21 protein-coding genes and 4 tRNA genes are annotated in these 25,395 nt (G+C 47.1%); 7 read left to right on the top strand and 18 right to left on the bottom strand.

Annotation, left to right across the window (positions count from 1 at the left end):
• Positions 1–298: 298 nt before the first annotated feature.
• From ACTQ53_RS08030 to trxB, 15 genes are all read right to left on the bottom strand, one after another.
• Positions 299–2,644: a bifunctional dihydroorotate dehydrogenase B NAD binding subunit/NADPH-dependent glutamate synthase gene (locus tag ACTQ53_RS08030; RefSeq protein ID WP_441932678.1), complete on the bottom strand. Its 2,346-nt coding sequence runs from the start codon at positions 2,642–2,644 to the stop codon at positions 299–301.
• Positions 2,645–2,847: 203 nt separating this feature from the next.
• Positions 2,848–4,140 (bottom strand): serine--tRNA ligase, encoded by a 1,293-nt coding sequence (gene serS / locus ACTQ53_RS08025; RefSeq protein ID WP_153123549.1) that lies wholly within the window; start codon positions 4,138–4,140, stop codon positions 2,848–2,850.
• 334 nt (positions 4,141–4,474) lie between these two features.
• On the bottom strand, positions 4,475–4,765 hold the full coding sequence (rpmA, locus tag ACTQ53_RS08020) for a 50S ribosomal protein L27 (RefSeq protein ID WP_118116983.1): 291 nt from the start codon (positions 4,763–4,765) through the stop codon (positions 4,475–4,477).
• Positions 4,766–4,784: 19 nt separating this feature from the next.
• Positions 4,785–5,102, bottom strand: a complete 318-nt coding sequence (gene rplU, locus ACTQ53_RS08015; RefSeq protein ID WP_089543391.1) for a 50S ribosomal protein L21 — start codon at positions 5,100–5,102, stop codon at positions 4,785–4,787.
• A gap of 246 nt (positions 5,103–5,348) precedes the next feature.
• Positions 5,349–6,620 carry a type IX secretion system plug protein gene (locus ACTQ53_RS08010; RefSeq protein WP_441932677.1) on the bottom strand — a complete coding sequence of 424 codons (1,272 nt, stop codon included), beginning with the start codon at positions 6,618–6,620 and terminating at the stop codon, positions 5,349–5,351.
• Positions 6,621–6,774: 154 nt separating this feature from the next.
• Positions 6,775–6,846: transfer RNA gene (locus tag ACTQ53_RS08005), tRNA-Glu, on the bottom strand.
• A gap of 39 nt (positions 6,847–6,885) precedes the next feature.
• Positions 6,886–6,957: transfer RNA gene (locus tag ACTQ53_RS08000), tRNA-Glu, on the bottom strand.
• Between the two features lie 27 nt (positions 6,958–6,984).
• Positions 6,985–7,071 (bottom strand) — tRNA-Ser (locus ACTQ53_RS07995).
• A 675-nt stretch (positions 7,072–7,746) separates the two neighbouring features.
• Positions 7,747–8,388 (bottom strand): HD domain-containing protein, encoded by a 642-nt coding sequence (locus ACTQ53_RS07990; RefSeq protein WP_294968216.1) that lies wholly within the window; start codon positions 8,386–8,388, stop codon positions 7,747–7,749.
• Positions 8,389–8,437: 49 nt separating this feature from the next.
• Positions 8,438–9,355, bottom strand: coding sequence for a 1,4-dihydroxy-2-naphthoate octaprenyltransferase (menA, locus tag ACTQ53_RS07985; protein ID WP_441932676.1), 918 nt, complete (start codon positions 9,353–9,355; stop codon positions 8,438–8,440).
• Between the two features lie 64 nt (positions 9,356–9,419).
• Positions 9,420–11,753: a putative porin gene (locus ACTQ53_RS07980; protein ID WP_441932675.1), complete on the bottom strand. Its 2,334-nt coding sequence runs from the start codon at positions 11,751–11,753 to the stop codon at positions 9,420–9,422.
• A 58-nt stretch (positions 11,754–11,811) separates the two neighbouring features.
• Positions 11,812–12,114, bottom strand: a complete 303-nt coding sequence (locus tag ACTQ53_RS07975) for a mechanosensitive ion channel protein MscS (protein ID WP_294968224.1) — start codon at positions 12,112–12,114, stop codon at positions 11,812–11,814.
• 14 nt (positions 12,115–12,128) lie between these two features.
• Entirely contained in the window at positions 12,129–13,040 is a 912-nt protein-coding gene (locus tag ACTQ53_RS07970; RefSeq protein ID WP_294968227.1) for a DUF4468 domain-containing protein, read from the bottom strand.
• Positions 13,041–13,077: 37 nt separating this feature from the next.
• A tRNA-Ser gene (locus tag ACTQ53_RS07965) sits at positions 13,078–13,166 on the bottom strand.
• A 96-nt stretch (positions 13,167–13,262) separates the two neighbouring features.
• The gene (gene trxB / locus ACTQ53_RS07960) at positions 13,263–14,195 is read right to left on the bottom strand and encodes a thioredoxin-disulfide reductase (protein ID WP_294968230.1); all 933 of its coding nucleotides are present in this window, start codon (positions 14,193–14,195) and stop codon (positions 13,263–13,265) included.
• A gap of 180 nt (positions 14,196–14,375) precedes the next feature.
• Here trxB and ACTQ53_RS07955 point away from each other — a divergent pair, with 180 nt between their 5' ends.
• Positions 14,376–15,476 carry an AAA family ATPase gene (locus tag ACTQ53_RS07955; protein ID WP_218416560.1) on the top strand — a complete coding sequence of 367 codons (1,101 nt, stop codon included), beginning with the start codon at positions 14,376–14,378 and terminating at the stop codon, positions 15,474–15,476.
• 69 nt (positions 15,477–15,545) lie between these two features.
• On the opposite strand, the gene ACTQ53_RS07950 is transcribed toward ACTQ53_RS07955, so the two are convergent.
• Complete coding sequence (locus tag ACTQ53_RS07950) at positions 15,546–16,511, bottom strand: hypothetical protein (RefSeq protein WP_441932674.1); 966 nt, start codon at positions 16,509–16,511, stop codon at positions 15,546–15,548.
• A 200-nt stretch (positions 16,512–16,711) separates the two neighbouring features.
• On the opposite strand from ACTQ53_RS07950, the gene radA reads away from it, so the two are divergent.
• The 3 genes from radA (at position 16,712) to ACTQ53_RS07935 (ending at position 20,105) form a co-directional block, all read left to right on the top strand.
• Complete coding sequence (gene radA / locus ACTQ53_RS07945; protein ID WP_441932673.1) at positions 16,712–18,163, top strand: DNA repair protein RadA; 1,452 nt, start codon at positions 16,712–16,714, stop codon at positions 18,161–18,163.
• Positions 18,164–18,258: 95 nt separating this feature from the next.
• Entirely contained in the window at positions 18,259–18,912 is a 654-nt protein-coding gene (gene queC, locus ACTQ53_RS07940) for a 7-cyano-7-deazaguanine synthase QueC (protein ID WP_153121774.1), read from the top strand.
• 68 nt (positions 18,913–18,980) lie between these two features.
• Positions 18,981–20,105, top strand: a complete 1,125-nt coding sequence (locus ACTQ53_RS07935) for a redoxin domain-containing protein (protein ID WP_441932672.1) — start codon at positions 18,981–18,983, stop codon at positions 20,103–20,105.
• A 62-nt stretch (positions 20,106–20,167) separates the two neighbouring features.
• Here ACTQ53_RS07935 and ACTQ53_RS07930 read toward each other — a convergent pair whose 3' ends face one another.
• Positions 20,168–21,436 carry a transglycosylase SLT domain-containing protein gene (locus ACTQ53_RS07930; RefSeq protein WP_295346705.1) on the bottom strand — a complete coding sequence of 423 codons (1,269 nt, stop codon included), beginning with the start codon at positions 21,434–21,436 and terminating at the stop codon, positions 20,168–20,170.
• 105 nt (positions 21,437–21,541) lie between these two features.
• Here ACTQ53_RS07930 and hisG point away from each other — a divergent pair, with 105 nt between their 5' ends.
• The 3 genes from hisG (at position 21,542) to hisC (ending at position 24,805) form a co-directional block, all read left to right on the top strand.
• Complete coding sequence (gene hisG, locus ACTQ53_RS07925) at positions 21,542–22,393, top strand: ATP phosphoribosyltransferase (protein WP_294968252.1); 852 nt, start codon at positions 21,542–21,544, stop codon at positions 22,391–22,393.
• 84 nt (positions 22,394–22,477) lie between these two features.
• A complete protein-coding gene (gene hisD / locus ACTQ53_RS07920) occupies positions 22,478–23,761 on the top strand; it encodes a histidinol dehydrogenase (RefSeq protein WP_294968255.1) in 1,284 nt (427 codons plus the stop codon).
• 9 nt (positions 23,762–23,770) lie between these two features.
• A complete protein-coding gene (gene hisC / locus ACTQ53_RS07915; RefSeq protein WP_441932671.1) occupies positions 23,771–24,805 on the top strand; it encodes a histidinol-phosphate transaminase in 1,035 nt (344 codons plus the stop codon).
• 95 nt (positions 24,806–24,900) lie between these two features.
• Here the strand turns inward: hisC and ACTQ53_RS07910 are convergent, their stop codons facing one another.
• Positions 24,901–25,350, bottom strand: a complete 450-nt coding sequence (locus ACTQ53_RS07910) for a hypothetical protein (protein WP_153121767.1) — start codon at positions 25,348–25,350, stop codon at positions 24,901–24,903.
• Positions 25,351–25,395: the final 45 nt, after the last annotated feature.

The raw sequence follows: 25,395 nt of genomic DNA, 5'->3' as shown, positions 1-25,395 counted from the left end.
AGCAAGTGGGTACACCCCGAACCGAACTTTAATTAGCAAGATTTTCAAAGATCTCTCGTGCTTACAGCGTATAGCTGCTTAGCACATTATTGAATTATTAACGAACTATTGTTATAGATATGTTTTCGGAAAAGATAGTCAATGTTTGTGAGAAAGTTAGTATCTCTGGCCGCACAACAGCTGTTGTGCGCTCGCATATCAGCTGTTGTGCGCTCGCACACCAACTGATGTGCATGCGGTAGTCAACTGTTATGCGCCAACTTTTATCTAGACTTATAACACGCTATCTTTTGCTTGTTTATCTTTTCAAGAGTCTTTCACTCATATTCAGTGCAGCCTTTCTACCGTCACCCATGGCAAGAATTACTGTAGCACCACCACGGACGATATCACCACCAGCGTAGATTTCTTTGATGGAACTCTGCATCTGCTCGTTTACGGCGATAGTGTTCTTTCTGCCGAGCTCCAATCCTTCAATACTCTGAGGAACAAGAGGGTTAGGACTTACACCCACTGCAACAATCACCTGGTCGCATTCCAATGTCACGGTCTCGCCTGTAGCTTCCGGATGACGGCGACCGCTGGCATCAGGTTCTCCCAGCTGCATGACGTCGAGGACAACAGACTTCACAGCGCCCTTCTCGTCAGCTTCATACTCCTTAGGATTATGGAGAGTCATGAAGTTGATGCCTTCTTCCTTGGCATGCTTGACTTCCTCAAGACGGGCTGGCATCTCTGCTTCAGAACGGCGATAAACCAATGTTACCTCGGCTCCCAGACGCTTGGCTGTACGGCAACTGTCCATCGCAGTGTTTCCTCCGCCCACAACAACTACCTTCTTACCCAGGTTGATAGGGGTATCGGTATGAGGATTGGCGGCATCCATCAGGTTTACACGGGTAAGATACTCGTTAGAAGACATGATGTTCAAGGCATTCTCACCAGGGATATTCATGAAGTTAGGCAAACCTGCTCCCGAACCCACAAAGATGCCCTTAAATCCCTGTTTTTCCAGGTCTTTTACAGAGATGGTCTTGCCTACGATGCAGTCGGTGATGAATTTCACGCCCATCTTCTGAAGATTCTCAATCTCTACGTCTACGATGGCATTAGGCAATCGGAACTCTGGGATACCATATTTCAATACACCACCTATCTCGTGCAGAGCCTCGAATACGGTGACTTCGAATCCCTTCTTTGCCATATCGCCAGCAAAGCTCAGACCGGAAGGACCTGAACCGATAACGGCAACTTTGATTCCGTTGGCTTCATCGCATTGAGGAACTGAAATGTTGCCACTCTGACGTTCATAGTCGGCTGCAAAACGCTCCAGATATCCGATAGCCACTGCCGGCTCGTTCATCTTGAGATGCACACACTTGCTTTCACACTGTTTCTCCTGTGGGCAGACACGTCCGCAGACAGCAGGTAGGGCAGAGGTGTTCTTCAGAACCTTTGCAGCAGCCAGGAACTGACCGCGCTCAATATTCTTGATGAATGAAGGAATGTTGATGCTTACCGGACAGCCTTCCATACAGGTAGGCTTAGGACAGTCGAGGCAGCGCTTTGCCTCGGTCAATGCCATCTCCTTGGTCAGACCGATGTTCACCTCTTCCGTACGGGTAGTTGCACGATATACTGGGTCGAGTTCCGGCATCTTCACACGCTCGATAGCCGTACGTTCCTTGGCTTTCATGGAAGCACGCAATTCCTTTCGCCACTCGGCGTTGCGGTCTGTCAGCTCTTCGATGGATGCATCTGTTGGCTCTACGTCCATTGTTATGTCTGTGGACTCCTTCTTCTTTTCGGCATCTATGGTAGCCAGATGTTCCTCGAAGTGTTCCATCTCCTCGCGCTCTACGTCCTTGAAGGTTCCCATGCGCTTGAACATCTCGTCCCAGTCTACCTGGGCGCCGTCAAACTCAGGACCGTCGATGCAGACAAACTTGGTCTTGCCACCGATAGTCAGGCGGCAGGCACCGCACATACCGGTTCCATCCACCATGATGGTATTGAGCGAAACGTCTGTGGAAAGATTATATTTCTGGGTCAAGAGACAGCAGAACTTCATCATGATAGGAGGACCGATGGCGAATACCTTGTCGATATGCTCCTGATTGATGAGCTTTTCGATACCCACGGTAACAACACCCTTCTCGCCGTAGCTGCCGTCGTCGGTCATGATGATGAGCTCATCGCTAGATGCACGCACTTCATCTTCCATAATCACGAGGTCTTTGTTCCTACCCGCAATTACGGAAAGGACTCTGTTTCCTGCGGCTTTCAGCGCCTTGATGATAGGGAGCATAGGAGCTACGCCTACGCCACCACCGGCACAGATGACGGTACCGAAGTTCTCGATATGTGTAGGATTTCCAAGTGGTCCCACCACATCGTGAATTTCATCACCTTCATTTAGGGCACAGAGTTTGGTAGATGAAAGACCTACCTTCTGCACAACCAGTGTGATGGTTCCTTTCTCAATGTCAGCATCAGCGATGGTCAGCGGCATACGCTCGCTGTTGTTGTCTACACGGATGATAACAAAGTTACCTGCCTTTCGGCTCTTGGCTATAAGCGGTGCTTCTACATCGAAGCGGAATACTTTCTCTGAGTATTGTACTTTCTTGATAATCTTGTTCATGGGCTATTAAATTTCTTAATGCTGATATATTAATATTTCTGGTTCGCTGTTTAGAGTTTGCTTCATGGTACATAAAAATGCAAAAGGATAACATCGGCTACCTTTGTGGCAGTCGAAGTTATCCTCGTACAATATATGTTATTTTTGTTTTTCGAATGTTTTGTATAATCGAGAAAAACTGAAAGTCTTACCGATACTTCAAATTAATCGAAATTTTTGTCATCAAGCATCTCGAATCCGCAGTAAGGAACCAATACCTTAGGCACGCGGATACCCTCTGGTGTCTGGTTGTTCTCCAGGATGGTTGCAACGATACGTGGCAAGGCGAGAGCAGAACCGTTCAAGGTGTGGCAAAGTTCAATCTTCTTGTCCTCTGCATGGCGATAGCGGCAGTGGAGACGGTTTGCCTGATAGCTCTCGAAGTTAGATACTGATGAAACCTCCAACCAGCGACCCTGAGCTGCACTCCAGGTCTCGAAGTCGTAGCAGATAGAAGAGGTGAAGCTCATATCACCACCGCAGAGACGGAGAATGTGGTATGGCAACTCCAGTTTCTTCAGCAGCCCCTCTACGTGGTCGAGCATCTCGTTCAGACTCTCGTAAGAGTGACCTGGCTTATCGATGCGTACAATCTCTACCTTGTCAAACTGGTGCAAGCGGTTCAAGCCGCGAACATCCTTACCGTAGCTACCAGCCTCACGACGGAAGCAGGCAGAGTAAGCACAGCGCTTGATAGGGAGATCCTTCTCATCGAGGATGACATCACGGAAGATGTTGGTTACAGGAACCTCAGCAGTAGGGATGAGGAAGAGGTTGTCGAGATTTGCGTGATACATCTGACCCTCCTTGTCTGGCAACTGACCTGTGCCACGACCAGAATCCTCGTTTACTACGTAAGGAGGCTGAATCTCCAGATATCCGCTCTTGCGAGCCTCATCGAGGAAGAATGCCTCAAGCGCACGCTGGAAACGAGCCATCTTGCCGATATATACAGGGAAACCGGCACCGGTAATCTTCACACCGAGGTCGAAATCCACGAGGTTGTACTTCTTCAGGAGATCCCAGTGGCAGAGTGCATCCTCACCGAGGTTTGGCTTTTCGCCACCTTCTTTTACGACCACGTTGTCAGCCGCATCCTTACCCTCAGGAACCAGTTCACAAGGGATGTTAGGGATTTCGAGCAGCTGATTGGTCATATCGTTCTGTGCTTTCTCCATGATCTCTTCCAGAGCCTTAGCGTCAGCCTTGAGCATAGCTACCTGAGCCTTTGCGCTCTCAGCTTCCTCTTTCTTACCTTCCTTCATAAGGGCACCAATCTGCTTGGCAAACTGGTTAGCCTGCTGCTTGTTGTTATCCAGCTTCTGCTGAGCTTCACGACGAATCTTGTCGTACTCCAAAACTTTCTCTACGGCCTCACGAGCATTTGGAAAATGCTTCTTTTCAAGACCTTTAACTACACGTTCAGTTTCTTCACTGATGAGTTTAAGTGTAAGCATATAATGTCTTTTTATTTAATTATTTACTATTTGTAGGCAAAAGTACAAAAAATATTTGTGATAACGCAAAAAAATGCTGACTTTTTTACAGGGAAGGGTAGAATTAAAGTTTTTTTGTGGTTTTACAGGGTTAAGGAGCTTAGAAAGGGGTGAGGTGTAAGCTTCTTAGAATATAGATAAGGCACGGATTACACGGACTTATGGCGCTAATATAAGTAAAACGATTATCATCTCTCATAAAATAAAAACTTATATAAACGAAGAAAGCCTGCTCTAGGTATGAGCAGGCTTCTATGTTGTTTGTTTGGAATAGTTTTTTCTAAAACTTTAAAAATTAAGCGTCAGCTTTTTTGGTCTTCTCAGCGTAAACCTCTGGAGAGAGAACAGAAACTGTACTCTTGTCCTTGCGGCCCTTGTGGAAGTAAACGATACCGTCTGTCAAAGCATACAATGTATCATCCTTACCCTGAGCTACATTCTCACCTGGGAAGTGCTTGTTACCACGCTGGCGAACGATGATGTTACCTGCGATGATGCTCTGACCACCCCAGATCTTAACGCCTAATCTTTGTGAAGCTGATTCACGGCCGTTCTTAGAACTACCAACACCTTTCTTATGTGCCATTTTCTAATTCCTCCTAATTTTAAGCGATTACAGATTTGATTGATACTTCAGTGAACTGAGCACGATGACCGTTCTTCTTGCGATAGTCCTTGCGGCGCTTCATCTTGAAGACGATTACCTTGTCACCCTTTACGAGTGGGTTCACTACTTCTACTACTACTTTTGCACCCTCTACAGCTGGTGCACCGACAGTGATTGCGCCGTCTTTGTCAACGAGCAAAACCTTGTCGAACTCAACAGTCTGACCTGCCTCAACATCCTTGATGTGATGTACGAAGAGCTTCTTGCCCTCCTCAGCCTTGAACTGCTGACCGTTAATTTCTACAATTGCGTACATTTAATTATTTATATAAACGGGTTTTTCCGCGAGGCGTCCTGCTTCGTGCCGGATCTTGACCGAGCCCCAACGAACTAAACTTTTCTGTAACATTTGCCCAATCCATGAGCATTCGGAGTGCAAAATTACAAATTATCTTCGATATAAACGAATATTGCTTTCCTAAAGAATATGGTTTTATGAAGATTTAACTAATTAGGGCATTATCCGGCATTCTTTTTAATCCTTTTAAGATTGTCCGCCTCTCTATTGGATGCTTTTCCATCCTAGCAGCTGGTCGCTTCGGTCTGTGGTTCCCCTATAGTATATCAGTGCATCATATCTGTTGGCTGTCTGATAGAAGTCACCGTCTGTTGATACGTGTCTTGTGCTTCCATCATTTCTTAAAACCAGGTACTGGTAGCTGTAATAGCCTTGTTTCAGTTTCACCTGTGCATGATAGCAATGGCTGCTTTCGTCATATTCCATCTGGTATTCTGGGGTAAATGAATCTTGGGTCCAGAAACCGTTCAGGTATACTGCTCCTTCCTGGCGGGGAGCCTTCAGGGTGAAGTGGACGATGGCGTAGTCACTTTGGCTGTTGTTGCTTATGTTGTTGCTGTTGCGGATGTAGAAGGCTCCTTGTCCGCTTTCGTCGTATACGTAGCTGGGTCTGGGTTCGTCGGGAGTGGCGTAGGCGTGATAGTCCTTTCCGTCCCAGCTGATTCGCTCGATACCCATGGTCGGGTGGTCTAGGTCCAGCATTTCAAACTTGTGGTATTCGTTTCCGCCCTTGAATATGAGTTGTCTGTTGTGTATCCAGCTCATCTGTTCTGCGCTGAGATAGTCGGGTTTTGCGTTCACTGCGGCATTGTCCCATCTTCCGTTTTGCAGTACCACGGTTTTAATCTGTTCGCCGGGTGCTGTAACGTGGATATTCCTGTAGTCGGCCGTCATCCTCACCTGCTGATGCTGTCTGTTGTTGTCGATGTCGGTATTGGAAGAGTAGGCTAGGTCTACCTTTATCTTGGGGTCTACGATCATGAAGCATGCCGTAAACATTGTGTTTTCTCCCTCTTCTGCGTTGTCATCGTAAACGGTCAGTTTATAGTTTCCGCTCATCGTGATCCGGCAGTTCTCGTTGGGGATAGTCAGGTGGTAATGGGTGTATAGGTGGTTGGTATTGAACGACTGCTCATTGTCGTCAATCGTCAGTTCTCCATTGAATCCCTGCAGATAGTCGGTATCAAAGATTCCTTCCGATTCCTGCCAGTCGGCATCGCAATGGGTGATTTTGTAGGTGTAGCGATGATAATCGTGGGTCATGTCGTCAAAGTCTATGTTGATGGCATTGCCGCCCAGTTGGGTGATAGGCATGCTGAGCCAGTCTGTTCCGGCTACCACCTGGAGTGAAGCAATGCGTTTGTTGTGTATGATGTTGTGCTGAGCTTTACCTGGTAGTTGAGCTGTCAGGATGAGTATGCAGCCTATCATCATCGCTTTGATGCTGGATGAAATGATGGAGTTATCTTTTTTCATGTTTTAAAATGCGTTTGTGCTGAATCTTTTTGTCTTTGCAAAGATACGGCAAATAGGGGAGACTACCAAACAAAAGGACAAAAAAATAACTTGCAATAGTCTCTGAAGGACTGAATGCAAGCTTAAACAATCTAACTAATACATGAAAACACTGTAGTCGATAGGGGAATCGAACCCCTATGCCAAGATTGAGAATCTTGTATCCTAACCATTAGATGAATCGACCTGTTATTCTTTGCATATTGCTATGCTGTTTGCTGTGTTGTAGTCGATAGGGGAATCGAACCCCTATGCCAAGATTGAGAATCTTGTATCCTAACCATTAGATGAATCGACCAACGGTACATTTTTAGAAGTCAGCTTGCGGAAGGTGGGGGATTCGAACCCCCGGTACGGTTACCCGCACGGCAGTTTAGCAAACTGCTGGTTTCAGCCACTCACCCAACCTTCCAGTCGGAAATCGTTACCGAATCAACAAGCATCGTTCTCAAATGCGGTTGCAAAGGTACTACTTTTTTTCGGTTCTACCAAATTTTTCAGCGATTATTTTTAAATAAAAAATCACTTTTTTCGTAACCCTCTCATTCTCAGGCACCCATTTTTTTACTTTTTATCTTTTAAAATGGAGTTTGGGTGTAAAATGTAGATAAAAGTATAAAATGTGGTAAGTCTGATGTAAGTTTAAAACGAGTGTGAAGAACGTATTTTTGAGGTTTATGAGCAAAATAAATTTTAGATAATACGAAAAAAGCAGATTTCCAACTAAGGAAATCTGCTTTTTAAAAGGAAAGGGCCGCTCGATGATGTGATGAAACTCCGAATGTCAGTAACATTTGAGAGCTCTCCGCTTTTGTAATCCACCGGCTTTGCAGCTTAGTTGACATGTCAGTTTATGTGGCCCGCCATTGGCAAGAGAAGTCTTCTCGGTTTCATAAGTGTAATTTGATGAGTATCCCGATCGAACCGACACGACCCTTATATTTTTTCGACTAGACGTAGCTTATGCTATCATCTATCGATAGAAGTCTTTCGTTTTTCTATGATGCAAAGATAGTGTAATCTTTTGAAACTACCAAATCTTTATGCTGTTTTTTTCTAAAAATCTTTTGTTCTGCCCAAATAGTTATTATGGTTTCCTGTTCTCTATTGCGTCGTATATCTTTTCGAATTCCTTTCTGAGCATGCTTTTGTGTTCGATGATGTTTCTCAGTTCCTTCAGTGCTTTCTCGTTGGGGGAGTTCGGAATCCATAGTTTGATGTATCCGTTTCTGGAATACTTCTCTTCCATGTGTTCAGAGAATCTTTCCCACTGTTCTTCCTTGTTTTTCTCTGGATAGTTCTCTTTTCCGTATTCAATGGCGCGAAGGAAAATCTCGTGTACCTCGATGTCTCTGTCTGCTTCGGCAACGATTTTCCCATAGATGCTTCGTGGCTGTCTGCTGGATGAAGCACGATGATCCTCCACTGCTTCCTTCATGATCTTGATCTGTTCGGGAGTAAACCAGCGTTTCAGTCTGGCATCAGCCTGGAGAATTTTTCCGCTCGTGATGTGATGGATGGCGCGCGGACCGCTCATTCCTAAGTCGTGGTAGGCGGCAACGATATAAACCATGTCGATGTCGGCATGTGTTACAGGTACGAGTTTCAGGGCGTTTTTGATTACACGGGTCACGTGGCGCAATCCGTGGCTCTCACCAAACTCCGTATATTTGGGCAGAATCTGTGTTTCCACAAACTGCATGATTTCGAGATTTACTTGTTGCTTCATATTTTTTCTTCTTTATATGTATAATAATGTACGCGCGTACATTATATAATTAAATCATTCCAATGATGATGAAAGTAGAGATGATACCGAAGGTGAAGATGTTGAGCGCAGTATAACCCAGCACCTTGTTCAGCATTCTTCCTTCTCCTATCTTCCTCATCTTGGCGTATGTTCGGTTGTGCTGCACAAGGCATACAGCAGCAAAAGGCAAGAACTTCGAATCTGCATCGTAGGCAAGGGCACCGTAGATGTTGATTCCTATCATGATGAGGATGCCGATGTTGCCCAGTGCGCAGTAGAGTCGTTCACCGTTTTTCTTCCCGATGTGAACAATCAGCGTCTTCTTGCCCGCCTTGAGGTCGTTGTCGTGGTCGCGATAGTTGTTCAGGATGAGCAGCGTATCTACTACCAGTCCGCAGGCGATGGAAGTCAGTATGGCTTCGCCGGATACTCCCTGCATTCCTTCCGGCATCACCAGGTAGTAGGTGCAGCAGACCGGTACGATGCCGAAGAAGACCAGCACCAGCAGGTCACCCAATCCCAGATAACTCAATTTGGTGGTATAGAGGAAGCAGAATAGCACACAGCAGATGCCTACGATGATCATCTCCTTTCCTCCGTAAAAGGCGAGTGGCAGTCCGATGGCGCACCCCAGGAGGGTAGTGAGGATGATGCCCCATTTCATTGCTTTCATCGTAATCCAGCCTTCGGCACAGGCGCGTTTTGGACCGAGTCTCGTCTCGTCATCGTTGCCATGCTTGAAGTCGAAGAAGTCGTTCACCAGGTTGGAATCTATCTGCATCACCCAGGCAAAGAGTAGGCAGAGCAGGGCTGGAATCCATTGACAATGGGTGCTGGAATCCTTGTATGCCAGGGCTACACCCAGCATTACGGGAACAGCAGCTGCCGTCAGAGTAACCGGACGGGCTGCCAGAAACCATGCTTTGAGAGAATTAGTTTTAACCATAGATTAGGGAATTTTATGTAAGGAGTGAGCGATAAGACTCACTCCTTACAATTATTTAAATATACTAGTTGAAGAAGTTCCAGCTTACACCGATTCTCATCACGCTTGCGTTCATAGGATAATGAGGGGTGAAGAAATAATTCTTGTCACCCTTGCCGGCATTGATGTGGCTCATCATGATGAAAAAGCGGGTATGCTTGAGATGTGCATTGGCATATACGTTGATGATAGGGTAGTTGCCTACCTTCACGTTGTTCTCGCCATTACCCTGCACGGTATACATGCCCACGTATGGAGAATAGTCTGGGGCTTCGTAGCTTGTAAAGTAGCGTACGTCGGTACCCATGTCTATTTTCAGTACCTTGGCAATGTTTACCTTGATATAGAGGTTGCTGTATACATTGAGTGCTGGCACCGGAAGTGCACTCTTGTTGCTGGAGTTCTGATAGGTAATCTGGTTCTCCCAATGGAAGATGCCGAACTTGAAGTTCTGTTCCAGTTGGGCTGTCAGCAGATTGATGCCTGAACTTTCCTGCATCGGTGTCACCACAACGCCAGTGCGAAGGAAATCTTCTGTCACGTTGTATGACTGTGAGAAATAAGTATAGTTCTTGATCTCGTCTACAGCCACACGCAAGGTCGTGTTGGTCTTGTTATATCTCAATGTACCCATGATGCGGGTATGGATAGTCTTCTCAAGGTCATCATCCCACCATGCATGACGTGCATGATATTTACGGTAGTAGAAGGATGGTGTCTCCCGGTGGAAGAACGCATCGCCTCTTACCTGAACGGTATCTCCGAGGAATGGGATGTTGACATCCAGGTTACCGTCGATGGCGAGGGTACCGGCGTCTACACCTGTCAAGCCAATCTCAGCTGTGGCATTATAGTGCAGCGTCTTACCCTGTTGCTTACTCAACTGTCCACCCACGCTCAGTGCATGCTCGTTGAATTTCTCGAATCCGCCTTCCTTGTCAGGCAGGGTATAGTGGCGCAGGTCATAGCTGGCGAAAGCCTTGATACCAGCCTTTGCCCACTTGCTGAATCCTTCCAGTGTAGCCAGTGCCAGGGTATTCTTCATGTGCCAGTGCTTGGTCTGGTCGTAGATGGAGTCACCCTGCAGTCTGCCTGCGGTATAGTATTCTTCTAGATAATAGTCGGCAGGAGTCTTGTATGCCATGTAGATACGTTTGTAATTGTCAAACTTCACGGTATGTATGATACTTGTAACCGGCACATACTCGTTCTTGTACCACAGCGAATCCTCCTGTTTTTTCTTTTCGATGGCCATCAGACTGTCGGCAGCCGCCTTTCCGTTCACGGCGATACGGTTGCTGTCATCCTTACCATTCTCATTTTTTGCAGGTTCGTCTCCGGCAATCTTGGCATTGTCCGGTCTTCCCGAGAACTGGGCCTTCTGTTTCTTGTCGAAAGCCTTCTCGTCGAATTTCTTTCCGCTTTTCTTGGCCTGTTTCCTGGCTTCCTCCTTGGCATCTTCCGCAGCGTTTTCCTTGGCCGATTCCATGGCGAATTTCTTGGCCTTGATTTCTTCCTCGGTCATTTTTACCTTGCGATTGAAGCCGAAACTGTATCGGTGACTCAGGAAGATATGCTGGTTGTCATTTCTGTTCCAGTTCTCCTCCAGTACGGTAGGGATTTCATTGCTGGCGAAATCATCGGTATATTGTTCCGGATGCTTGATATAGTCATCATTGGTGATACCTCCGTTCTCGGTCACCTTCTGGTGATTGGTACTGAAGAGGAAGTGTGCCTGATATCTGTCGCCCAGATAAGAGGTCCACATGGTGTACTTGAAGTGGGAAGTACTCTGTGCATTGTAGTATCCTCTGCCGTATTTGTAGTCGAAACGGAATCCACCACCCAACTGTTTGTTGGCATTCACTGCAAAGATAGCCTTGAAGTCGTCTTCTCCGTTGGTGCGGTCACCACAACTGTTCAGCGTCACGTTGGTGATAGGAGAGTAGGTGTTGGTGAAATGGAAGTCGCTCACGGGCGTTACGATGTTGTCGTATGGTTCCGTGAACATGAAGTTACCCTTCGTACGTCGGTCGATGAAGATACGGTTGATTCTTGCAGTACCCATGTTGCCCAGTGTGTTATACTGTCCATATAGTCCCTCGTTGAATGTAGAGTTCATATACAGGTGCTGCAGTGTGTCGACGGGAGCTTCCGTCCTGTCTCCGAATCTTTCGTCTATGGTCCACACCTTGATACCCTTTGGTATTTCCTTGTCCGAACCGAGCGAGTCTGTGTTCACCCGGTTGCTGGTCTGTGGTCTGAACTGTGAATCTTCGTTATTGTTAAAATCGTTTTGTGCCGCAACTGTGAGAGTTGCAGCACAAAATAGTATCATCGTTAATATTGATTTCTTCATTATCTTTCTGAATGTTCGGAACTGGCTGTAATCTTTCTGGATGTTTGGAAACCAGCTGTTATTTTTTGAATAGTCGGATGCAAACTTCTGCAATCTTGATTGCCACACCAAGAATCAGTACGATTGCTGCCAATGTGTGATAGTCGTCCAGTTGGGTCCAGATAACAACGCCGATGATAGCCAGGAGCATGAATGCGATGTTGAGGTAGTTGCGTAACTGCAACATATTGTTCTGGTCGCTGTAGGCTAGTCGGCGGTGATGTCTGTGATCCGGACGCACGGCATAGCTGTTCTTTGGCTGTTCCTGCTGCTTGCTGTTTTCTGCCTGTTCTGTCTGTATGCTGTTATTTTCTTCTGTCATGATTTGAATTGATGTTATTTTTTAACCAATGCTGTTATCTCACTGAAAATCTGGTCTTTTCTGTCGATAGTCTTTTTGCGGAACTTACCGAATATCTTTGCCAGGTCGTTCTTTTTCTTGGTCAGTGCCACCTTGTCGGTAATCACCTTCTCAGCAGGAGCCTTGAATCCTGTCGGTCTGTCTTCCTCATAGTTGTATGAGATGCGGAGAAGACTGAGATTCAGATGATTGTCTGCGATTTTGGCAACGAGCTGATACTTGAACTCTGAACGGTCGAGTGAGATGAAGGAACTGCTGAATACGAGCCATTCGTCCATGCTGTTGGCGATGATGTATTCGCTAGGGTTCACCAACGCCACTCTGCTGCCGATATTTTCATCCGACTGTGTCAGGTCGCTCATATATTCGTATACGATGTCGTAGATCTGCTTGGCTGTCTTGCCGTTGGCATCCGTATCAAGGGTGAATTCCACCTTGCCCTCCTGGTTCAGCTTGACAGCTCCTTCCAGATACTTAGGATCTTCCTTGAGCTCCACACCGTTTGCCATCAGCACAGGCTTTGCATCTTCCTTCTTCTTGGCTACCGTGGTAGGAATTGCCCATCCACCCTTGGTGACAGCTTCTTCCTTCGGGAGGTTTGGAGCAGGTTCTGCTTCAGCTTTCTGGGCTTCAGCCTGCTTGATTTCTGCTTTCTTGGCTTCCATCTGCTTGGCTTCAGCTTCCGCCTTGGCAGCTTCCTGGTTCAGACTGTCGGTCTGCGCCTTCAGACGAGCTGCTTCCGCCTTCATCTTAGCTATCTGCAGTGCCTTCTTGGCAGCTTCCAATTGTTTCTGGGCTTCTTCCAACTGCTGTTGCTCTGTAAGCACAGTCTGTGCTTGCATAGTAAGAGGAAGAAGCATCATTATAGGGATGATAAATTTTTTCATGTTGGTTTTACTTATTATCTGAAAAAAACGAATGTTGCGGAAGATGAGGGATTCAAACCCCCGATACCCGAAAGAGGGTATACCGGATTTCGAGTCCAGCGCATTCGGTCACTCTGCCAATCTTCCTTCGTCATTATCAGATGCAAAAGTACGATTATTTTTGCACCTGACAAAATATAGACGATTTTTTTTAATTTAATTATACTTTCACCTGCCCAATACCTATAATGTTTGAAGGTATCTGTCTGCTTCGATGGCTGCTTTGGCTCCTGAACCTGCTGCAACGATTCCCTGACGGTAAACTGGGTCGGCAACGTCACCGGCTGCAAAGATGCCTGGCAGCTTAGTGCTTGCCGTACCTGGGATAACCTTGATGAAACCCTGCTCGTCCAATTCAAGATAATCCTTGAAAAGGTCGGAATTAGGCTTATGGCCGATAGCCAGGAAGAAACCGTCGATGGCGATGTCGAACTCCTCCTCGTTGGCTTCGCCCTTATGACGAACGAGATGAGCACCCTCCACACCGTTCTCTCCGAAAAGACCTAAGGTATTGGTTTCGAAGAGAATTTCGATATTCTCCTTTTCCTTCACGCGCTGCTGCATGATTTCTGCCGCACGCAGATAAGGCTTGCGGACAATCATGTAAACCTTCTTGGCAAGACTGGAGAGATAGAGTGCTTCCTCGCAGGCTGTATCACCACCACCTACTACGGCAACAGTACGCTTGCGGTAGAAGAAGCCGTCGCAGGTAGCACATGCCGAAACGCCCTGTCCACGGTATTTCTCTTCGTCCGGCAGACCCAGATATTTGGCAGAAGCACCTGTTGCGATGATTACGGTATCAGCCTCAATCTCATTTCCTCGCTCATCTGTCAGGTGATAAGGGCGTGAACTGAAGTCTACCTTCTCGATGCTTCCGTCTCTCAGGTCAGCACCGAATCTTGCAGCCTGCTCCTTCATGTCCATCATCATCTGGGTTCCGTCTACACCGTTAGGGTAGCCTGGGAAGTTTTCTACTACGGTGGTGATGGTAAGCTGTCCACCAGGTTGCATACCCGAATAGAGAACAGGTTTGAGGTCGGCTCTACCTGCATAGATGGCTGCAGTATATCCTGCAGGTCCACTACCTATGATTAATGTCTTTACTTTTTCCATTTATTTCCTTTAGTTTAATAATTCTTATCCATAGATTATGCAAAGTTACTATATTTCGGTTAGATTACAAAATAAAGAACCGTTTTTTTTCTATCTTTAAGATTTTATTGCTATCTTTGCACCCAGAATAGAACATAAGCAAGATGGTTGCATCTAATCAGACGAATAAAAACAAATAATATGAATACAATTAAGAAGATTGTACTTACGGGTGGTCCGTGTGCGGGAAAGACCACTGCATTGGTCAAGGTGATAGAGCATTTCACAAGCCTTGGCTATAAGGTATTTACCATTCCAGAAGTACCAACCATGTTCACCCAGTCGGGTATGAATTATCTTACCAAAAACGAGAAGTTCTTTTTTGAGGGTGAGAAGGCTACCTTCCTGACTCAGATAGGGTTAGAGGATAGCTTTTCCCGTATGGCAGAGACTTTGGACCAGCCGGTCATCATCGTTTGCGATCGTGGTACGATGGATATTTCTACTTATCTTTCTGAAGATTTCTGGAACCGCATCATCTCTGAGCAGGGATACAGCAACACCCAGTTGCGTGAGCGTTATGATGCAGTGCTTCATCTCGTGAGTGCTGCCGATGGAGCAGAGCAGTTCTATACCACCGCCAATAATGCGCAGCGATTGGAGAAGGCTGATGAGGCTGGTCTTCAGATAGCCCGTGAACTGGATAAGAAGATCGTTTCTGCCTGGAAGGGTCATCCTCATCTCCGTGTCATCAACAACCATGAGGATTTCGAGAACAAACTCAATCGCGTATTGAAGGAGATAAGCAATGTCCTGGGCATTCCTCAGCCGATAGAGGAGGAGCGCAAATATATCGTGAAACTGGTGGGCGAGGTGCCTAATGCCATTGACAGCGATATTGTCCAGACCTATCTTTCGGGTGAGCCGGGTAGTGAAATCCGTCTCCGTCGCCGTAGTTTTGAGGGTGGTAAATATGTTTACGTTCATACTTCCAAGAAGCGTATTTCGGATAAGGAGCAGATTGAGACAGAGCGTCAGATCAATGCTAATCTCTATGAATCGATGCTTCAGCAGGCAGACCCTTACCGTGCCACCATCCGCAAGCACCGTAAGAGCTTTATCTGGAAGGGACAGTACTTCGAACTGGATTCCTTCGAGCAGCCAGTTCACGACCTGATGATACTGGAAACCAAGGGAATAGCTCAGCATGAGAATGTAAACTTCCCTCCATTCATCCAGGTGGTGGAAGATATTACGGGCAATACCCAGTATGACAATTATAATATCGCCTTGAAGAGATAGTTTTCCATCTCATAGCGTATACTCAGCACCCATAGGGCTTCCATGGGTGCTGAGTTGTAACGTTTCATATTATCTTCTGCCACCGAAGCTACCGCCACCGCTTTTGCTTCCGCCATTGCTGTGAGAACCACCACCTCCGAATGAACGGGATGTGCCGCCTCCTCCGAATGAACGGTTGCTGCTGCCGCTGTTGAATGAACGGCTATTGCTTCTGTTGTTGCTTCCGCTGTTGAATGAGCGGTTGCTGCCACCGAATGAACGGTTACCACCAAACGAACTGCTGTTTGGAGTTGTAGAACGTGGGGTGAAATCGCGGCTCATGTTAGAACGGCTGTTGTTTCTGCTTCCGAAGGTTCCTCCACCGAATGTGCCACCGCCATTATTGTTGCGGTTGCTTTCTATACGACCGTTATTGAACGAACCGTTGCCGAAGTTGCGGTCTCTGGTTACTGTGGTGCGGGTGCTGCTTTGGCGCTGCATGTTGCCGAATGACTGTCCGCGGCCGTAATCACCACGGTTGAAACTGTCTCTCATTCCCATGCGTGGCTGACCGCCAGCGAATGGTCTGCCGTATGCACGTCCGTGATACCAGCTTCTTCCGCCGTTCACTCTCCAGCAGTGGTCGCCTCTATAGCTAACGTAGAAGTGTGGTCTACCGAAGAAGAAGTAGTCGCGGCGAGGGTAACGTGCGTAGATTCCGAAATGCCAGTAACCTCCGTCCCAGTAGAGAGGACGATAGAAGTAGGTGGCATTGCAGAAAGCGCGAAACTGCCAGTCGAGCAGGATATAGCTCAGGTCGAGATTACGCTGGCGCCAGTATACGCCATACAGGTCATCATAAGTATTGATGCCCATCAGATAGTCGAGGTTCACCTCATAAGCTGCCTCGTACTGATCATCTGTCAGGTTCAGCTCGTAAGCCATCTTGTCAGTCAGGAAGAGAGCCTGCTGGCGTGCCTGTTCGTAACTCATTGCTGATGCAGTAGTGAATGTCATGGTGAACATTGCTACAAGTGCTATGATAAACTTCTTCATAATCGTATATTTTAAAATTGTTTATACTCTTGTTTCTTATTTCTGGTGCAAAGATAGGGCTATTTTCGTTCTCGGGGTAAGGTTTTTCCCTAAATGGGTGGGGGAAAATCCCTACATCCCGTTTTTTACCTTAAATAAAATAAAAAAGTTGTGTCACTTGAAAAAAATGCTGTACTTTTGCACGAATAAATGTTACATTTATGGCAAAGGATAAAATAGCATACGTTTGTAGCAACTGTGGACAGGAAAGTTCCAAGTGGATGGGTAAATGCCCTAGTTGCGGACAATGGAACACTTTCAAGGAGATTCGCATTGCGGGCGATAGTGGCTCGCAGGCGGCTAAGAATGCCGGCATGACTATGAGACATGGCGGTGCTGCTACCATGTTCGGCGGTCAGCATAGTGACAATGATGCCAAGCCGATGAAGTTGCGCGACATCTCTGCCATTGATGAGCCTCGCATCGATATGCGCGATGAGGAGTTGAACCGCGTATTGGGTGGCGGTATGGTACCGGGAAGCATCACCCTGCTGGGTGGTGAACCGGGTATCGGCAAGAGTACGCTTACCCTGCAGACCATCCTGAATATGACCGACCGCCGTATTCTCTATGTCAGCGGTGAGGAGAGTGCCCATCAGATTAAGTTGCGTGCCGACCGACTGGCAAAGGGACAGGCGCTGTTGAGGGGTGAGGAAGTGGTTAATCCCTTCGATCATATCACGATACTCTGTGAAACGCAGCTGGAGAAAATCTTCTCTCATATCCAGGAGGTGGCTCCGGAATTCATCGTCATCGACTCTATCCAGACCATCGCTACCGAAGAGGTGGACAGCTCTCCGGGTTCGGTATCTCAGGTCCGTGAATGTGCAGCCCATCTTCTCCGTTTTGCCAAGACCAGTGGCATTCCGGTTATCCTGATAGGTCATATCAATAAGGAGGGAACCTTGGCGGGACCTAAGATATTGGAGCATATCGTGGATACCGTCATCCAGTTTGAGGGTGACCAGCATTATATGTATCGCATCCTGCGAAGCATCAAGAACCGATTCGGAAGTACTTCGGAACTGGGTATCTATGAGATGCTGCAGGGAGGATTGAGACAGGTGAGCAATCCGTCGGAACTGCTTCTTACAGAGGATCATGACGGACTTTCGGGTGTAGCCATCAGTGCAGCCATCGAGGGTGTGCGTCCGTTTCTGGTAGAAACGCAGGCTCTCGTGAGTACGGCTGCATACGGAACTCCACAGCGTTCGGCTACGGGTTTTGACCAGCGAAGACTGAACATGCTCCTGGCGGTGTTGGAAAAGCGGGTAGGCTTCAAGCTGATGCAGGAGGATGTGTTCCTGAATATTGCCGGAGGATTGAGGGTTACTGACCCTGCGATGGACCTGAGTGTGCTGGCTGCGGTATTGAGCAGTAATGTGGATACGGCGATAGAGCAGGGGTGGTGCATGGCAGGCGAAGTAGGACTGAGTGGTGAGGTTCGTCCGGTAAGCCGTATCGAACAGCGCATAGCAGAGGCTGAGAAACTCGGCTTCCAGCACATCATCATTCCGAAATACAACTATCATGGTTTCGACCATCAGAAGTATCAGATAGAGATTCATCCCGTAAGGAAAGTGGAAGAGGCGTTCCGCTGCCTGTTCGGGTGAAGATCTCACGCAGATTTCGCGGATTACGCAGATGTTAGTGTATAGTCTGAATTTATAAATATAATCTGATTTTATAAATAATAAGTTCAAAGTAAATGAAGGATTCTGTAATTATTGTGAGCGGCGGTATGGATAGTATTACCCTGCTCTATGACAAGAAGGACGAGATAGCCCTGGGTATCAGTTTCAACTATGGAAGCAATCATAACGAGCGGGAGATTCCTTTCGCCAAGATGCATTGTGAGAGATTGGGAATCAAGCATATCACCATCGATCTGGGATTCATGCACCAGTATTTCAAGAGTTCGCTCCTGGAAGGTGCGGATGCAATTCCTGAGGGACATTATGCTGCCGACAACATGAAGTCTACCGTGGTGCCTTTCCGCAACGGTATCATGTTGAGCATTGCCATTGGTATTGCTGAGAGCAACAATCTGAAGAAGGTGTTTATTGCTAATCATGGCGGTGATCATACCATCTATCCGGACTGTCGTCCGGAGTTTATCAAGGCTATCGATGAGGCTGCCGAGGCTGGCACCTTCGTAGATGTTCGCGTGGTGGCTCCTTATACCAACATCACCAAGGGCGAGATTGCTGCCATCGGTAAGAAACTCGGTATCGATTATGCCGAGACCTGGAGCTGCTACAAGGGTGGCGAGAAGCATTGCGGAAAATGCGGTACCTGTGTGGAGCGCAAGGAGGCACTGGCTGAGGCGGGTATCGAGGATACCACAGAGTATGAGGAATAAGGATACCTATATAATAAGGTATAGATAAAGGTTATTGTGGAAATATAAAAGATAAAACATAATTCAAAATGAAAAAAATGATTTTGAGTGCAGCCTTGGTGCTGGCATCAACTGCAGCGATGGCTCAGAAGAGCAACTTTCAGGTGAAAGTGGATTTGAAGAACTTTGCTACCGATTCTGTAATAGTGTTCAAAGGCCGTGATGTGAAGATGGATACCATCTTGGTTAAGAATGGTAAGTTTACCTATTCTGATAATCTTACCAAAGTGTCAAACCGTGCATTCCTGACACCGAAGACCTATCGTGGTTTGGAACGAAAGATGTTCAACTTCCCTTGCGTGCCAGGCGAGAAGGCTGAAATAAAGGGTGATTTCGCTACCCGTTTCGATATTGCCGGTAGCAAGTTCTACCAGCAGTATCATGAGGTTGATTTGATGATGGAGTCTGCCGAGAAGGATTTGAAGGAGTATTCTGAATCTCTGAATGCTCGCACGAAGAATGGTGAAGACCGTGAGACCATCATGAATGAGTATGAGAAGAAAATGCCTGCTTTGCTGAAGGCTAGAACGGAGAAAATCTTTGCTTTCGTCAAGCAGAACCCTGATAACGAGGCATGTGCCACACTTTTCGAGAAGATGGATGATTACGACCAGATGAAGGAACTTCTGGGCTTGCTCTCTGAGAATGTGAAGAATGGAAGAATGAAGGCCTATTATCAGTATTTTATTGATATGGCTAAGAAGCGTGCAGAGGCTGATGAGAAGGCTAAGAAGTTGCAGGCTTCCGGTATAGATGCTCCTGACTTTACATTGAACGACATCAATGGCAAGCCATTTACATTCTCTAGTCTCCGTGGCAAGTATGTTGTCATCGACTTCTGGGGCTCATGGTGCGGTTGGTGTATCAAGGGTATGCCTAAGATGAAGGAGTACTATGAGAAGTATAAGGGTAAGTTCGAGATTCTGGGTGTTGACTGCAATGATACCGAGGCTAAGTGGAAAGCAGCCGTTGAGAAGCATCAGTTGCCATGGATTCACGTTTATAATCCAAAGGGTAGCGATGTACTCGACAAGTATGCTGTTCAGGGCTTCCCAACCAAGATTGTCATCGGTCCTGACGGCAAGATTGTAAAGACCATCGTAGGTGAGGATCCTGCATTCTACACCTTGTTGGATGAGGTTTTGGGTAAGTAATTATTTTATTTTAATAGATACAAAAAAGGCTTCTGCGAATACATACGCAGAAGCCTTTTATGTTATATATGGTATTTACCCTGATAATGTCTTTTCGATTTCATCGGTGCACCATGGAAGGCACCGCCACCGATGCCTCTGCTGCCACCACGATAACTGTCGTGGAAGCTGGCACCACCGCAGTATTCACTCCAGCGTGCTCTGATTCTGTCCACATAGTCGGCAGTCTCCGTACCACGCATGAAACCGTATTTCACAACCGGATCACGGTAATAAGCCGGTTGTGCCAGGCGCAGGACATATTCTCTTACGTGTCCCCAGTTATAAGGATTGCCACCATGCTTTCTGGTCAGGTTCATCGCATCACGGATATGATGGAAACCGCCATTGTATGCAGCCAGGGCGAAGAGAACTCGCTGTGTAGGATCTCCGATGTCAGAGAAATGGCCCTGCAACTCTGCCATATACTTGGCTGCCGCCGCCACATTCGATTCTGCATCATGTATCGCACTCATCGGCAATCCCAGATGGTCTGCCGTAGAAGGCATGATCTGCATCAGTCCGCAGGCACCTGCCCATGACTTGGCATTCGGGTCGAAGCAACTTTCCTGATAACACTGTGCCGCCATCAGGCGCCAGTCCATTCTTGCCGTACCGCTGTATCGCTGGAAGAGATGGTCGTAACGGGAGATGACGCCCTTGGAACGGTTCAGGAACGGAGAATAGACATGTCGGGTAACGCTGGCAGAAGAAAGCAGCCAGTTTTCCTCCTTCTTCGTCTCGGCTATCATCTTTGGCTTGAACCAGCCGTTCAGTGTATCGGCAAGACTCTTGTTGCCGCCTACCACAGCCCATTGCGTGCGGGTACTGTCGGGTGTCACACCACAGAAGAGCAGGTCGCCCTTGGTCTGCTTCCGGGATAGGGGAACGGCGATGATGTCACCTTCTCCCTTGGTCAGCTTCTGGATCATCTCGGTGGTATCCTTACATTCCTCCACGCGCAGCGACACACCAATCTGCTGGGCAAACTTCTCACAAAGGAGATATTGCAGACCCATGCCGTGGTTGTGATAATCATAATAGGTAGTAGGACCGTTCACGGTAAGCATGATCAGCTCACCGTTTTCCTGAATATCCTCCAGCGAGAAGCCCTTCTGTCTTTTATTCTTGTTGGCTGATTCGTCAGCCGCCCCTTCTTCGCCATCAGACATGCCCTCCACTTCGCCTATAGGAGTTCCCCACGGCGTGAGCTCTTGTTGCGGTTTCTTTTCTTCGCAACTTCCCAGTAAAATAAGAGCATAAAATGCGTATAAATATAACTTTTTTCTCATTGCGACTGCAAAAGTACGAAATTTTTAAATATAAGTGCTAAATTATTTGCATATTCTAACAATTTTATGTACTTTTGCAATGTTTTTCAGACAAAATACAGAAATATGTTACGAATAGCAGTACAAAGTAAGGGTCGTCTGTTCGACGACACCATGAATCTTTTAGCAGAGGCAGACATCAAGGTCAGTGCCTCCAAGCGCACACTTCTGGTGCAGGCAAGTAATTTCCCACTCGAGGTTCTCTACCTCCGTGATGATGATATTCCTCAGAGTGTAGCCTCTGGTGTGGCAGATATCGGTATCGTGGGCGAGAACGAGTTCGTGGAGCGTGGTGAGAAAGCGCAGATCATCGATCGCCTGGGTTTCAGCAAGTGCCGCTTGAGTCTTGCCATCCCTAAGAAGATAGAATATCCAGGATTACAGTGGTTCAACGGCAAGAAGATTGCCACCTCTTACCCTAACATCCTGCGCAACTTCATGAAGAAGCATAATATCAATGCCGACATCCATGTCATCACCGGTTCTGTAGAGATCAGTCCGGGCATCGGTCTGGCAGATGGTATCTTTGATATCGTCAGCTCCGGTTCTACACTGGTAAGCAACAACCTTGCCGAGGTAGAGGTAGTGATGAAGAGTGAGGCTTTGCTCATCGGCAACTGGAAAATGGATGAGGAGAAGCATCAGATTCTGAACGAGATGCTGTTCCGCTTCGAGGCTGTGCGTTCTGCCCAGGACAAGAAGTACGTGATGATGAATGCCCCTAAGGCAAAGGTAGAGGAGATTACCCAGGTATTGCCGGGTATCAAGAGTCCTACCATCATCCCATTGGCTGACGATGACTGGTGTTCTATCCATACCGTGCTCGATGAGAAGCGTTTCTGGGAAATCATCGGTAAGTTGAAGGAACTCGGTGCACAGGGCATCCTTGTAACACCAATTGAGAAGATGATATTGTAAGAAAGTTAGATATTAGGAGTTGGGAACTGTTTATGTGCAGGTCTAATTCTTAATTAGACATTATAAATTATTAATTAAATTGGAATGAAGGTAATTAAGTATCCTGCAAAGGAGGAATGGAGCGAGATAGTAAAACGCCCACACCTGGATGTATCCAAGCTCAATGCTACGGTACAGGGTGTACTCGACGATGTGAAGAAGCATGGCGACGAAGCCGTGAAGCGTTACGAGGAAATGTTTGATCATGCCCATCTCGATTCTTTGGCTGTGACTGAAGCTGAAATCGAAGAGGCTGAGCAACTGGTTTCTCAAGAACTGAAAGACGCTTTGCACCTCGCCCATCATAACATTGCCGCATTCCATCAGAGCCAGAAGTTTGCAGGCGAGAAGGTTGAAACATGCCCTGGCGTTACCTGCTGGCAGAAGAGTGTTGCCATCCAGAAGGTGGGACTTTATATTCCGGGCGGTACTGCACCGCTGTTCTCTACCGTATTGATGCTTGCTACTCCTGCCAAGATTGCCGGTTGCGAGGAAATTGTTCTCTGTACTCCTCCTAACCAGGAGGGTAAGGTGAACCCAGCCATTCTCATGGCGGCTAAGATTGCCGGCGTGAGCAAGATTTTCAAGGCGGGTGGCGTACAGGCTATCGGTGCCATGGCGTATGGTACTGAGAGCGTGCCTAAGGTATATAAAATCTTCGGTCCGGGCAACCAGTTCGTGATGGCTGCCAAGCAGCAGGTTTCATTGCATGATGTGGCTATCGATATGCCTGCCGGTCCTTCGGAGGTTTGTCTGATTGCTGACGAAACAGCCAACCCTGTTTTCGCAGCTGCCGACTTGCTTTCTCAGGCAGAACATGGCTTCGACTCTCAGGTGTTCTTCATCACTACCTCTGAAAAAGTATTGGCGGAGGTGAAGAAGGAAGTTGAAGCACAGCTCGAACGATTGCCACGTAAGGAGATGGCACAGACCTCGTTGGATAATTCCAAGTTTATCCTTGTCAAGGATGATGAGGAGGCTATCAATCTCTGCAATACCTATGCTCCTGAGCATCTGATTATCGCTACTGCCAACTATGAGCAGCTGGCTGAAAGGGTAGTGAATGCCGGTAGCGTATTCCTGGGCAATTATGCCTGTGAGAGTGCGGGCGACTATGCCAGCGGTACCAATCATACCCTGCCAACCCATGGCTATGCCTTGGCTTACAACGGCGTGAATCTCGACAGCTATAACCGCAAGATCACTTTCCAGCATCTTACTGAAGAAGGTATTCGTAACATAGGAGATGCGGTGGTGACCATGGCTGAAAACGAGCAGCTCGAGGCACATGCCAATGCCATGAGATTGAGAGTAAAAAGTCTAAAGTAGTTTGATAGTATGAAAGATTTAAAAGACTTGTGCCGGGAGAACATCTGGAACCTGGCACCATACAGTTGCGCTCGAACAGAATTCGCCGGCAGAAATGCCCGCGTATTCCTCGATGCCAACGAGAATCCATATAACGACCCTTACAATCGCTATCCAGACCCGCTTCAGGTGGAGCTGAAGAAGCAGATCTGTAAGATAAAGGGTGTGGCGGAAGAAAAAATCTTCCTGGGCAATGGCTCTGATGAAGCCATCGACCTGGTTTACCGTGTGTTCTGTCGCCCTGGTCAGGACAATGTTGTAGCCATTGCTCCAACCTATGGCATGTATCAGGTATGTGCCGATATCAATGACGTGGAGTATCGGGAGGTGTTGCTTGATGAGAACTATCAGGTGACAGCCGATAAGATTATTGATGCCTGCGATGACAATACCAAGGTTATCTGGTTCTGTAGTCCTAACAATCCTACGGGCAACCACATCAACCGTGAAGCCATCGTAGAAGTGTTGCGCCTGTTCGATGGCATCGTCATCGTAGACGAGGCATATAGCGACTTCTCTTCCGAGCGAACCTTCCGCAGCGTGATCGATCATTTCCCAAACATCATCGTCCTGAATACGATGAGCAAGGCTTGGGGCTGTGCAGCCCTTCGTCTGGGTATGGCTTTTGCCAGCAAGGAAATAGTAGATATATTTAATAAGGTGAAATATCCTTATAATGTGAATCTCCTTACCCAGGAGCAGGCTTTGGAGGTATTGAAGAATCCGCTGAAGGTGGATGAATGGGTGAAGAACATCCTGCAGGAACGTTCCAAGGTGATGGCAGCCTTCATGGAATTACCTATCTGCGAGAAGGTATATCCTACGGATGCCAACTTCTTCCTGGCGAAGGTGACGGATGCCAATGCCATCTACGATTATCTCGTGGCACAGGGCATCATCGTAAGAAATAGAAATAAAGTGCAACTCTGTGGCAACTGCCTTCGTATTACCATCGGTAATAAGAGTGAGAATGCAGAATTGCTGGGTGCATTAAGACAATATTAGTTTTTATATCATTAGCCCGGGAGGGAGAAGGAAGCAGCGGCTTTCGAACCTCCCTCCTTTTTTATGCTTATGTCATGATTCCTTGATTCGGAAAGTTATTCCTTAAGCAAGTCGTCAAGGAATTCATCCAGGTCGTGATCCAGATTCTCCATCAGGTCGCCACCCACGATGATGGTATCATCATCGGCAAGGTAGAGTTCTCCCAGATTCTCTTTCTCATCATCTTCCAGGACGAAGCTGTAAGGCTTTAGGATTCCGAGATGGTCTACCGTCTCAGCATTCTTGCGCAAGAGGTCACGCAAAAGCTTCGCCACCTCATCATAGAAGTTTTCATCTTTGTTGTCAATCCATTGCTCAACAACACAGCGGGTAATTTCGTTCTCGTCATCGTCAAAGGCAAGCATCTCGCCGCTGTCCTGTGATACTCTCACATGGATATCGGTCAGCATACATGTGTCTTCTTCAGACGCTGGTACAGGAAACTTTTGAGACACTTTTCTGATAAAGCGCTCTACTTGTTGAATCATTTGTTCTGTTACTTCCATAAATCTACGTTTTTATCAGCCCTTGGCTTTTTGCGAGCTTGAGGC

The organism is Prevotella sp. Sow4_E9_plate, assembly GCF_052116205.1.
Classification (GTDB): Bacteria; Bacteroidota; Bacteroidia; order Bacteroidales; family Bacteroidaceae; genus Prevotella.
Note: the sequence above shows the minus strand (reverse complement) of the source record. Positions and strands in the feature narration are given on the sequence as shown.

Bases quoted from the DNA above. Each gene is read 5' to 3' on its own strand.
- ACTQ53_RS08030 (WP_441932678.1), bottom strand. From the start codon at position 2,644: ATGAACAAGATTATCAAGAAAGTACAATACTCAGAGAAAGTATTCCGC.
- serS (WP_153123549.1), bottom strand. From the start codon at position 4,140: ATGCTTACACTTAAACTCATCAGTGAAGAAACTGAACGTGTAGTTAAA.
- rpmA (WP_118116983.1), bottom strand. From the start codon at position 4,765: ATGGCACATAAGAAAGGTGTTGGTAGTTCTAAGAACGGCCGTGAATCA.
- rplU (WP_089543391.1), bottom strand. From the start codon at position 5,102: ATGTACGCAATTGTAGAAATTAACGGTCAGCAGTTCAAGGCTGAGGAG.
- ACTQ53_RS08010 (WP_441932677.1), bottom strand. From the start codon at position 6,620: ATGAAAAAAGATAACTCCATCATTTCATCCAGCATCAAAGCGATGATG.
- ACTQ53_RS07990 (WP_294968216.1), bottom strand. From the start codon at position 8,388: ATGAAGCAACAAGTAAATCTCGAAATCATGCAGTTTGTGGAAACACAG.
- menA (WP_441932676.1), bottom strand. From the start codon at position 9,355: ATGGTTAAAACTAATTCTCTCAAAGCATGGTTTCTGGCAGCCCGTCCG.
- ACTQ53_RS07980 (WP_441932675.1), bottom strand. From the start codon at position 11,753: ATGAAGAAATCAATATTAACGATGATACTATTTTGTGCTGCAACTCTC.
- ACTQ53_RS07975 (WP_294968224.1), bottom strand. From the start codon at position 12,114: ATGACAGAAGAAAATAACAGCATACAGACAGAACAGGCAGAAAACAGC.
- ACTQ53_RS07970 (WP_294968227.1), bottom strand. From the start codon at position 13,040: ATGAAAAAATTTATCATCCCTATAATGATGCTTCTTCCTCTTACTATG.
- trxB (WP_294968230.1), bottom strand. From the start codon at position 14,195: ATGGAAAAAGTAAAGACATTAATCATAGGTAGTGGACCTGCAGGATAT.
- ACTQ53_RS07955 (WP_218416560.1), top strand. From the start codon at position 14,376: ATGAATACAATTAAGAAGATTGTACTTACGGGTGGTCCGTGTGCGGGA.
- ACTQ53_RS07950 (WP_441932674.1), bottom strand. From the start codon at position 16,511: ATGAAGAAGTTTATCATAGCACTTGTAGCAATGTTCACCATGACATTC.
- radA (WP_441932673.1), top strand. From the start codon at position 16,712: ATGGCAAAGGATAAAATAGCATACGTTTGTAGCAACTGTGGACAGGAA.
- queC (WP_153121774.1), top strand. From the start codon at position 18,259: ATGAAGGATTCTGTAATTATTGTGAGCGGCGGTATGGATAGTATTACC.
- ACTQ53_RS07935 (WP_441932672.1), top strand. From the start codon at position 18,981: ATGAAAAAAATGATTTTGAGTGCAGCCTTGGTGCTGGCATCAACTGCA.
- ACTQ53_RS07930 (WP_295346705.1), bottom strand. From the start codon at position 21,436: ATGAGAAAAAAGTTATATTTATACGCATTTTATGCTCTTATTTTACTG.
- hisG (WP_294968252.1), top strand. From the start codon at position 21,542: ATGTTACGAATAGCAGTACAAAGTAAGGGTCGTCTGTTCGACGACACC.
- hisD (WP_294968255.1), top strand. From the start codon at position 22,478: ATGAAGGTAATTAAGTATCCTGCAAAGGAGGAATGGAGCGAGATAGTA.
- hisC (WP_441932671.1), top strand. From the start codon at position 23,771: ATGAAAGATTTAAAAGACTTGTGCCGGGAGAACATCTGGAACCTGGCA.
- ACTQ53_RS07910 (WP_153121767.1), bottom strand. From the start codon at position 25,350: ATGGAAGTAACAGAACAAATGATTCAACAAGTAGAGCGCTTTATCAGA.